The following is a 10,263-nucleotide window of genomic DNA, read 5'->3' on the forward strand; positions in this document are numbered from 1 at the left end:
ATATAATCAAATATAAGGTTTAATATGAAATATTTAGTAACGGGTGCCTCTGGTTTTATTGGTAGTCGTGTTGTTGAGATGTTGAATGGTCAAGGCCATATCGTTATTGGCGTAGATAATAACAATGATTACTATGATGTTAATTTGAAAATCTCTCGTTTAGAGCGTATTAACAACGAGTTGTTCAGTTTTGTTAATATGGATTTTTCGAATGAAGAATCCGTTGAATTACTATTCAAAGAACATAATTTTAACCGTGTAATTCATCTTGGAGCTCAAGCAGGAGTTCGTTACTCTATCGAAAACCCAATGGCTTACGCTGATTCAAATCTTATTGGTCATCTCAATATTCTTGAAGCGTGCCGTAACCACAAGATAGAGCATCTCGTATACGCATCTTCGAGCTCTGTATACGGTTTGAATGAAAAAACACCATTTGAAACGTCTGACTCTGTTGACCACCCTGTATCTTTGTATGCAGCGACAAAGAAATCAAACGAGTTGATGAGTCACTCATATTCACACCTTTATGGTATTCCAACAACGGGTCTTCGTTTCTTTACCGTATACGGCCCTTGGGGACGCCCTGATATGGCACCATTTATCTTTACTAAAAAGATTTTGGATGGTGAAACTATTGATATTAACAATAATGGTGATATGTGGCGCGACTTTACCTACATCGATGATATTGTTGAAGGTGTAGTCCGTATCGCAGATGTTATTCCAATCCGAAATGATGATTGGAAAGTTGAAACGGGCACACCTGCAACTAGCTCTGCACCATACGCGGTTTATAATATTGGCCATGGTAGCCCAATTAACCTAATGGAGTTTATTTTAGAAATTGAAAATGCATTAGGTATTGAAGCGAAGAAACATTTTCGCGAAATGCAACCTGGCGATGTATATAAAACGTATGCGGATACACAAGACTTATTTGAAGCTACAGGTTATAAGCCTCAAGTTGGCATTAAAGAAGGTGTTCAGAAATTTGTTGAGTGGTACAAAGAGTTTTATAACAAGTAAGCCATTACCTCCTTATCTATTTATACATCTATTATTGGTTAATTATGAAAATTGCTATTGCTGGTACAGGTTATGTAGGCCTGTCTAATTCGATGCTTTTGGCACAGCATCATGAAGTTATTGCGGTTGATATTATCGAAGAGAAGGTGAAGCTTTTAAACGACAAGCTATCACCGATTGTTGATGCTGAAATTGAAGACTTTTTGGCTAATAAGCCATTGAACTTCACTGCAACGCTAGATAAAGAATTGGCATATAAAGATGCTGAATTCATTATTATTGCCACACCAACAGATTATGACATCAAGAATAATTACTTTAACACCTCTTCGGTTGAAGCTGTTATTAAAGATGTCATGGCGATTAACCCTAATGCGGTGATGGTGATTAAGTCTACCGTGCCAGTTGGTTATACAGCACGTATTAAACAAGAATTAGGCTGTGAAAACCTACTATTCTCACCTGAGTTTTTACGTGAAGGCCGTGCGTTATACGATAATTTGCATCCATCGCGTATTATCGTTGGTGAACGTAGTGAACGTGCTGAAGTATTTGCTAATTTATTGGTTGAAGGCGCGGTTAAACAAGACATTGAAGTATTGTTTACTGATTCGACAGAAGCGGAAGCGGTGAAGCTGTTCTCGAACACTTACCTTGCGATGCGTGTTGCCTATTTTAACGAGTTGGATTCTTACGCCGAGGCGCATGGTTTAGATGCACGTCAAATTATTGAAGGTGTTGGCTTAGATCCGCGTATTGGTAACCATTACAACAACCCTTCATTTGGTTACGGTGGCTACTGCTTACCGAAAGATACTAAACAACTTCGTGCTAACTATGCTGATGTACCGAATAGCATTATTGGTGCAATCGTTGATGCTAATACCACACGTAAAGATTTCATTGCTGATTCTATTTTAAAACGTAACCCCAAGCGTGTCGGTATTTATCGTTTAATCATGAAGTCGGGTTCGGATAATTTCCGCGCATCAAGTATTCAAGGCATCATGAAGCGCTTGAAAGCCAAAGGCATTGAAGTCGTGATTTATGAGCCTGTATTAAAAGAAAAAGAGTTTTTCCACTCAGCTGTTATCGAAGACTTTGCCGAGTTCAAAGCCATGTCTGACGTGATTGTGTCTAACCGTATGGCACTTGAACTTGAAGACGTCGCAAGCAAAGTTTACACCCGTGATCTTTTCGGTAGTGACTAAGCTAAAATCAAAGAATGGTCAGTCGATTTTTTCCATGGCCATTCTTTAAAATACGATACACATCTTTTCTGAAACTAAATTTCCACTCTTGTTAAGATTGGAAATTTAGTTGTCTCTATCTTGTTAACTTCGCTTGCTATCTTTTACCTGTAAGGTGGTGCTTACTGGTATTTGCATGAACAACTCTCATGTTTACTGCGATACGTTGACTCTCTAATAAGAGCGACACGGTTGTTACTTTTATTAAGGCTTTATTATGAAAAAAATAACAAAAGCTGTCATTCCAGTGGCAGGGCTAGGTACGCGGATGCTTCCAGCAACCAAAGCGATCCCAAAAGAAATGCTACCAATCGTCGATAAGCCGCTAATTCAGTATATCGTTAATGAATGTGTGGCGGCAGGTATTAAAGAAATTGTGTTGGTAACCCACTCTTCAAAGAATGCCATCGAAAATCACTTTGATACCTCTTACGAGCTAGAAGCAACGCTTGAAAAGCGTATTAAGCGCCAGTTGTTAGAGGAAGTTCAGTCTATCTGCCCGCCAGATGTCACCATTATGCACGTGCGCCAAGGCCATGCAAAAGGCTTAGGCCATGCGGTCTTGTGTGCCAAGCCACTTATTGGCGATGCGCCGTTTGCTGTTGTGCTGCCAGATGTCATTTTAGATGAATACACAGCCGATCAACATACCGAAAACCTAGCAGCAATGCTGTCACGCTTTGAAGTAGCGCAAGCCAGCCAGATTATGGTTGAGCCAGTGCCTATGGCCGATGTATCGAAATACGGGGTAGTAGACTGTGGTGGTGCTGAGCTCTCGGGTGGTGAATCTTGCTCTATGACTCGTATGGTAGAAAAGCCTGCGATGGAAGAGGCACCGTCTAACTTAGCCGTAGTGGGCCGTTATGTATTATCCGCGAATATTTGGGATAAATTAGCCATAACCCTACCTGGTGCGGGCGATGAAATTCAGCTTACCGATGCGATTGATATGTTAATGGCAGAAGAAACCGTTGAAGCCTTCCACATGACGGGCAAATCCCATGATTGTGGTGACAAGTTAGGCTACCTCAAAGCGTTTGTAGAGTATGGCTTGCGTCACCCTACATTAGGCAAAGAATTTGAAGGCTATCTTCATTCAGTAGCGGCGACAAGCGACAAGCCATTATCCCTTATTGCTTGAGTTCAGCTTAGCTAATATTGCTACGTTTGAATATTGTTACGTTTGAATATTGCACTATAAATCCATTTATTAGTAAAAAACATTATGACAACTACCGCATTTCTATTTGTTTTTGTTTTATCGTTTTGCAGTTTATTTATTTTCCGCAAAGTGGCAAAACGTATTGGCTTGGTTGACAAACCTAATGCCCGAAAACTTCACCAAGGAGTTATTCCATTAGTGGGAGGGATTTCTATTTTCACCACAGTGTGTATTGGCTTCCTTATTTTTCTGCCTATCAGTCAAAGCCTGATCTTGTTTTTAAGCTGTGCCTTTGTATTAGTCGTGGTGGGCGCCATTGATGACTATTACGATATTAGCTTTAAACTGCGCTTATTGGTGCAAGCGGCTATTTCACTTGCCATGATCCATTTGGGCGATCACAGTTTGCATAACTTGGGTTACTTGATGGGCAGTGACACCATCACCTTGTCGCCCTTGGCCAGTGGCATCATCACGGTACTGGGTGTGATAGGGGCGATCAATGCCTTTAACATGGTCGATGGTATAGACGGTTTACTCGGTGGCTTGGCCTCTGTCACCTTTGGTGCTCTGGGCTTGGTCTTTTACGCGAGTGGCAATGAATACCTAGCAGCAGTGTGCTTACTGATAGTGACTGCGATGGTGCCATACATCATGCTGAACTTAGGTATACCGCTTGGGCGTCGCTTTAAAGTCTTCATGGGTGATGCGGGTAGTGTGTTTATTGGCTTTGCCGCCGTGTGGATGCTTATCCGTGGCACGCAAGAGCCAGGCGTTTATGCGTTTAAACCTGTCACTGCATTATGGTTAATCGCCATTCCCTTGCTGGATATGGCCACCATTATGATCCGCCGTGTTCGTAAAGGCCAGTCACCGTTTAAGCCTGATCGTGAGCACCTTCACCATATTTGCCAACGCATTGGCCTTTCTTCCGGTATGTCATTGGTGGTTATTTGTACCATGGCATCACTCATGGCGATGATTGGTATTTGGGCTGACATGAACGATATCCGTGAGTCCGTGATGTTTATCAGTTTCTTGGCCGTGTTTGCGGTCTACTTTTTTGCCATTAGCCACATTTGGCGTATCACTACGCTTATTCACAAGTTGTTCGGGAAAAATAAGCCCATCAACTTTGATATGGAAGCGAGCGATACGGGCTCGGATAAATAGAATGCTCAATAGCGCCAATATCGAAAGAATGATACTGACGCTATTGAAAGGTGAAAAATCTAGCGGTGGTTGTTGAATCAAAGTGCTGTGCCTTCGGGTACGGCACTTTTTGTTTCTAAGCTTAAATTATCCATGTTCGCCATGAACGCATTCATGAATGAATCCATCCATCTATGACATACAATGAGATAGCATGAAATAAGATAGACACCGCTAACAGATCCCCTTTTGCATGAGCGCATCAAAGGCGCTGCCGTCACTGCGTGATGCATTGGCGACATACGGTGCATAGACCTCGAACAGCAACCGTGTATCGCTATGGCCGAGCATGTGCGATATATACAGCGGGTTTTCATGGGCCGCGATATGCAATACCGCTGCAGTATGGCGGGTCTCACAAGGACGACGTCGTTTTCGTCCTGCTTTTTTTATGTCGGATACCACAACTTTCGGCTGACATAGTGGGTATCAATGGGCTGCACCCTTTTATGGGAGTGCAATGAATGCCACTTTAAGGGCGTGATGGATTATTCGGTTGGTGTTACGACATGAGTCATTTAATTTATCATGTATATATAATATTCTAACGCATCAATTGAGATGGACTATTTATGAAAATTGCTATTGCAGGTACAGGCTATGTCGGTCTGTCAAACGCGATGCTGCTTGCCCAGCATCATCAGGTTATTGCGGTTGATATTATTGAAGAGAAAGTCAATCTGCTTAATAACAAACAATCGCCGATTGTTGATGCCGAAATTGAAGATTTCTTGGCGAATAAATCGCTTGATTTTACCGCGACGTTAGATAAAGAATTAGCCTATAAAGAGGCCGAGTTTGTAATTATCGCCACGCCAACTGATTATGACGTTAGCACTAACTACTTTAATACCTCTTCTGTTGAGGCGGTTATTAAAGAGGTGATGGCGATTAACCCAAAGGCGGTCATGGTGATCAAATCTACCGTGCCGGTTGGCTATACTGCGCGTATTAAAGATGAATTAGGCTGCGAAAATCTATTGTTCTCGCCAGAGTTCTTGCGTGAAGGCCGCGCGCTGTACGATAACTTGCACCCATCACGTATTATCGTGGGTGAGCGCAGTGAGCGTGCCGAGGTGTTCGCCAACTTGTTAGTGGAAGGGGCGATCAAAGAAAATATTGAAGTCTTGTTTACCGACTCGACGGAAGCCGAAGCGGTTAAACTCTTCTCGAATACCTATTTAGCGATGCGGGTGGCGTACTTTAATGAACTCGATTCTTATGCCGAAGCGCACGGTTTAGATGCCCGCCAAATTATTCAAGGTGTGGGGTTAGATCCTCGCATTGGTAACCATTACAACAACCCGTCGTTTGGTTACGGTGGTTACTGCCTTCCTAAAGATACCAAGCAACTGCGTGCTAACTACGCGAGTGTCCCTAACAGTATTATTGGCGCCATTGTGGATGCTAACCATACGCGTAAGGATTTTGTTGCCGACCAAATCATTGCTAAAAAACCGACAGTGGTTGGTGTATATCGTTTGATCATGAAAGCGGGCTCAGATAACTTCCGTGCATCTAGCATTCAAGGGATCATGAAGCGCATCAAAGCCAAAGGGATTGAGGTGGTGGTTTACGAGCCAGTACTGAAAGAGGATGAGTTCTTTAACTCGAAAGTGATCACCGATTTTACGGCGTTTAAAGACATGTCTGATGTTATTGTGTCTAACCGTATGGTGGCAGAATTAGAAGATGTGGCAGACAAAGTTTACACCCGAGATTTATTTGGCAGTGATTAATTACAATTGAATTTTTTGTAAAACGGTTCAAGACTTTATTGTGGTATTGCTCTAAAGTCTTGTCATCATATGTTAATATAATCGTTATAGCGTTATACCCTATTTATACCCTTTACTTATAGATATCCTTTATGACACATGCATTTTTATTTGTCTTTACGTTATCCTTTTGTTGTTTATTTATTTTACGTAAAGTTGCAAAACGTATTGGTCTGGTTGATAAGCCCAATGCTCGTAAGCACCACCAAGGGGTTATTCCTTTAATCGGTGGTGTTTCTATTTTTATCACCCTCTTTATCTCGCTCATACTTTTTTCCAGTTTTGAACGTGATGTTGTATTGTTTTTAGGCTGTGCGACCATTCTAGTGATCACTGGCGTGGTGGACGATCGCTACGATATAAGCTTCAAGTTACGATTAGTTATCCAAGCTGGTGTCTCGTTAGCCATGATGCTAATCGGTGATAAGAGCCTACACAGTTTAGGGTACTTAATGGGCAGTGAAGCCATTCAACTCTCCCCTATTGCCAGTGGCTTTATAACCATATTTGCTGTTATAGGTGCAATTAATGCGTTTAACATGGTTGATGGTATCGATGGCTTATTGGGCGGTTTAGCATCGGTGACCTTTAGTGCTCTAGGCTATTTATTCTTCCTAGATGGTAATGCAGACTTAGCCATGGTGTGTGCTTTACTTGTCACCGCTATGTTGCCTTACATCTTGCTTAACTTAGGCTTCCCACTGGGTCGACGTTTTAAAGTCTTTATGGGCGATGCTGGCAGTATCTTTATTGGTTTTACGGTTATTTGGTTATTAATTGAAGCAACCCAAGTTGAACAGTCGACACCTATTCGCCCTGTGACAGCATTGTGGCTAATTGCTTTACCGCTCATGGATATGGCAACAATCATGGTGCGCCGCATGCGAAAAGGACAGTCCCCGTTTAAACCTGATCGCGAGCATCTTCACCATATCTGCCAGCGTATTGGCATGACCTCCAATATGTCTTTATTTGTCATTTGCTTAGGTGCCTCCATTATGGCGGGTATTGGTATTTGGTCTGATGTGATGCGTGTTGATGAGAGCATCATGTTTACTAGCTTTCTTGTTGTATTTGCTATGTACTTCATGGTGATTAGTTACATTTGGAAAATCACCACCTGGGTGCACAAATTGTTCGGTCGAACAGGCCCACTGCAAATGGAGGCGGAATCACAGCAGTAGATTACAAAGTGATGCTATAGAATTAGAGTGATGGGGAATATGAAGCGATAACCTAAGAGGGTTGTCGCTTTTTTTTGCTCGCTTAGTTTAAATCTGTTCGAAAGTTTCAATGAAAATTAGCACTTAGGGATAAGAGTAATCGTTGGTTATTTATAAATGTAAGCGCGCAATTAACCCCACATTTTAATACCAGCAATCTTTTATCATAGTTTCTCTAACAAACGGAGAAACTATGACTCAATCAGAAAAGCACCAACATTGGACGGCTATCGTCTCCAAGCAACAAGAATGCGGCCTTTCCATTCAAAGAATACGACATTAATTTCGCCATCCTTCACTATTGGCTAAAAAGCTCAAGTAAACTGACGAAAAACAAGTCGCGCACCAAATATCATTAATAGTCAGCCGTCTTTTTGTGGCGAAATGATCATCGTACATTTCGTGAATGGTGTGCGCGCTGAGTTGCCGACATCATTTTCTCAAATTCAAACTTGGCTTAAGGCGCTACAATGATCCCAAGTGGCGCTGTCTATATTGTCTCTGGTATTACCAATATGAGAAAGTCGATTGACGGCCAGTCTCTCATTGTAGCGGATGTACTAGAAATGGATCCACTGAGCAGTGCATGTTCATATTTTGCAATCGTGGCCGAGATAAAATCAAACCCTTCTCTGGGATACCAACGGATTTTGGCTCTATTGTCGTCGACTCGAAAAAGGCTGCTTTAAGTGACCAAAGCCCACAGCAATGGGTCATATGTATATCTCTACTCAACAACCTAACTGGCTATTATCGTGGCTAAATCTTGAAAAACCTAAGGCTCATCAGCCACTTTATGGGCGAGAAGTGTGAGCTAGAATACTGCTCATCCTATTGGGGGGGCATGATTCTTTTCGCTGTCAGACTAAGTGGGAATGATAGATGACGAGCCCTAACTATGACCGAACTTCCTGATGATGTAGAACAACTTAAAGCGATGCTGCTTAAGCTTCAGGAAGATAACTGTGAACTAAAAAACTACCAGAAGAGCAGGATCGTGTAGTACATAGCACACACTCAATGCTCCTTCCCCCCCCTGTGTCAGGCTAGTTGTCACTGTTAAATATCAACCAATTAGAGGGCGGTAACAGAGGAAATATGTCCCGTTACTCGCAAGAAAGAAAATAAGCAGTATTGAAAAAGTTGTTACCCCCGCATTCTCGCTCTATAGCAGAAGTAGCAAAAGAGAAAGGTATCAGTGGTGCGACACTGTATTATTGGCGAAAACAACTTCGTGAATCAGGAGCCGTTGTGCCAAACAGTCATACCCCTTCAGAGCATTGGCCAGCGTAAGCTAAGTTAGCCATTGTCGCGGAAACGTTTTCTATGACTGAAAACGAGTTAAGCCAGTATTGCCGTGAAAAAGGATTGTACCCAGAAGAAGTTCAGCAATGGCGCAGCGAGTGTATGCAGGGCTTTATGTCTTCAAAAGAGCGTGAAGCCGAGGCAAAGAGACAAGCCAAAGCCGATAAGAATGAAATTAAAGAATTGAAGAAAGAGCTTCGTTTTAAAGAAAAAGCGTTAGCGGAAACGGCGGCCTTGTTGGTGTTAAGAAAAAAGCTGAGAGCCTTTTACGGGGAAGAGCTAGAGGGCGACTCACCTCAACTGATGAAAGGCACACTCTAGTTGAGCTTATTCATTAAGCGCGTCAATGTGGTAGTCGATTAGAGAGCGCTTGTAATGAATCTGAGATAGATTTGCGAACTTACCAACACTAGTATCAACACGGTAAAGTACATGCTGATAAACGACCAATATCGTTAAGACCAGCGTCTGTTAACAAGCTCTCGGAGCAAGAGCAACAGGCTATCATTGATATAAGCAATGTGCCTGAGTATGCCAGCCTACCACCAAGCCAAATAGTGCCAACGCTATTGGATAAAGGTAAGTATATTGCTTCTGAATCCAGCTTCTACCGTGTGTTGAAAGCGGTAGGACAACTTACTCGAAGAGGTCAGATATCTACAGTCGAAAAATCGTCGGTTATGATGTCTATGACCGAGAATGTGGAGAGATGGCATATGCGGGAGCAATGCTTTAATCAAGCGTTGGTGCTGCACTCAGATAATGGTGCGCCAATCAAGTCGTTAACGTTCAAAGCTAAAATGGAAGAGTTGGGGATTACGTCTTCTTACAGTCGTTCTCGTGTAAGCGATGATATCCGTATGTCGAATCGCTGTTCCGTACGCTTAAATATGTACCGAGTTGGCCATCAAAGGGCTTCGAAAGTATAGAGGGGAGTCGTTCTTGGGTAGAAAGCTTTGTTGTCTGGTACAACACCGAGCATAAACATAGTCGCCTGAATTATGTAACACCTTCTGAGCGACATAGTGGACAAGATACAGAGATCTTAAAGAAAAGAGCGAAGGTGTTGATGGCACATCGTCAAGCCAGAGCGTTGGTCAGGGAAAATACGTAACTGCGAACCAATCGGAGGGGGTCACCTAAACCCAGAGAAAGAAGTTGCTTGATAATTAGTCAAGTAGTGACAACTAGCTTGAAAGACGCTTACCATTCGGTTATTGCTATGCATGATAGATATTGAAGTGGTTCTACTTACTTTTAGTTAATATCTGAAATTTTTTACTGTTAGGTGAGTGAAATTGGAT

Annotated in this window: 6 protein-coding genes and 3 pseudogenes; 8 read left to right on the forward strand and 1 reads right to left on the reverse strand. The window is 42.3% G+C overall.

Going from position 1 to position 10,263, the window contains the following annotated elements; genetic code table 11:
• Positions 1–24 precede the first annotated feature (24 nt).
• The 4 genes from ASV53_RS19995 to wecA (ASV53_RS20010) all read left to right on the forward strand — a co-directional run bounded on the left by ASV53_RS19995 (position 25) and on the right by wecA (ASV53_RS20010) (position 4,614).
• A complete protein-coding gene (locus tag ASV53_RS19995) occupies positions 25–1,029 on the forward strand; it encodes an NAD-dependent epimerase (RefSeq protein WP_094958397.1) in 1,005 nt (334 codons plus the stop codon).
• 44 nt (positions 1,030–1,073) lie between these two features.
• Positions 1,074–2,240, forward strand: coding sequence for a nucleotide sugar dehydrogenase (locus ASV53_RS20000; protein ID WP_094958398.1), 1,167 nt, complete (start codon positions 1,074–1,076; stop codon positions 2,238–2,240).
• A 256-nt stretch (positions 2,241–2,496) separates the two neighbouring features.
• Positions 2,497–3,420, forward strand: a complete 924-nt coding sequence (gene galU / locus ASV53_RS20005; protein ID WP_094958399.1) for a UTP--glucose-1-phosphate uridylyltransferase GalU — start codon at positions 2,497–2,499, stop codon at positions 3,418–3,420.
• 84 nt (positions 3,421–3,504) lie between these two features.
• Positions 3,505–4,614, forward strand: a complete 1,110-nt coding sequence (gene wecA, locus ASV53_RS20010; protein ID WP_094958400.1) for a UDP-N-acetylglucosamine--undecaprenyl-phosphate N-acetylglucosaminephosphotransferase — start codon at positions 3,505–3,507, stop codon at positions 4,612–4,614.
• A gap of 213 nt (positions 4,615–4,827) precedes the next feature.
• Here wecA (ASV53_RS20010) and ASV53_RS26040 read toward each other — a convergent pair.
• A pseudogene (locus ASV53_RS26040) lies at positions 4,828–5,090 on the reverse strand (integrase); the annotation flags it as partial.
• Between the two features lie 135 nt (positions 5,091–5,225).
• On the opposite strand from ASV53_RS26040, the gene ASV53_RS20020 reads away from it, so the two are divergent.
• From ASV53_RS20020 to ASV53_RS20040, 4 genes and pseudogenes are all read left to right on the forward strand, one after another.
• Positions 5,226–6,392, forward strand: coding sequence for a nucleotide sugar dehydrogenase (locus tag ASV53_RS20020; protein WP_094958401.1), 1,167 nt, complete (start codon positions 5,226–5,228; stop codon positions 6,390–6,392).
• 131 nt (positions 6,393–6,523) lie between these two features.
• On the forward strand, positions 6,524–7,615 hold the full coding sequence (gene wecA, locus ASV53_RS20025; protein WP_094958402.1) for a UDP-N-acetylglucosamine--undecaprenyl-phosphate N-acetylglucosaminephosphotransferase: 1,092 nt from the start codon (positions 6,524–6,526) through the stop codon (positions 7,613–7,615).
• Positions 7,616–8,284: 669 nt separating this feature from the next.
• Positions 8,285–8,347 (forward strand): annotated as a pseudogene (locus tag ASV53_RS26250) (hypothetical protein); the annotation flags it as partial.
• 441 nt (positions 8,348–8,788) lie between these two features.
• Positions 8,789–10,125 (forward strand): annotated as a pseudogene (locus tag ASV53_RS20040) (integrase core domain-containing protein).
• The last annotated feature ends 138 nt before the right edge of the window (positions 10,126–10,263 follow it).

This window comes from Photobacterium sanguinicancri (assembly GCF_002265265.1).
Classification (GTDB): Bacteria; Pseudomonadota; Gammaproteobacteria; order Enterobacterales; family Vibrionaceae; genus Photobacterium; species Photobacterium sanguinicancri.

Coding starts and splice junctions, on each gene's coding strand:
- ASV53_RS19995 (WP_094958397.1), top strand. CDS start 25: ATGAAATATTTAGTAACGGGTGCCTCTGGTTTTATTGGTAGTCGTGTT.
- ASV53_RS20000 (WP_094958398.1), top strand. CDS start 1,074: ATGAAAATTGCTATTGCTGGTACAGGTTATGTAGGCCTGTCTAATTCG.
- galU (WP_094958399.1), top strand. CDS start 2,497: ATGAAAAAAATAACAAAAGCTGTCATTCCAGTGGCAGGGCTAGGTACG.
- wecA (WP_094958400.1), top strand. CDS start 3,505: ATGACAACTACCGCATTTCTATTTGTTTTTGTTTTATCGTTTTGCAGT.
- ASV53_RS20020 (WP_094958401.1), top strand. CDS start 5,226: ATGAAAATTGCTATTGCAGGTACAGGCTATGTCGGTCTGTCAAACGCG.
- wecA (WP_094958402.1), top strand. CDS start 6,524: ATGACACATGCATTTTTATTTGTCTTTACGTTATCCTTTTGTTGTTTA.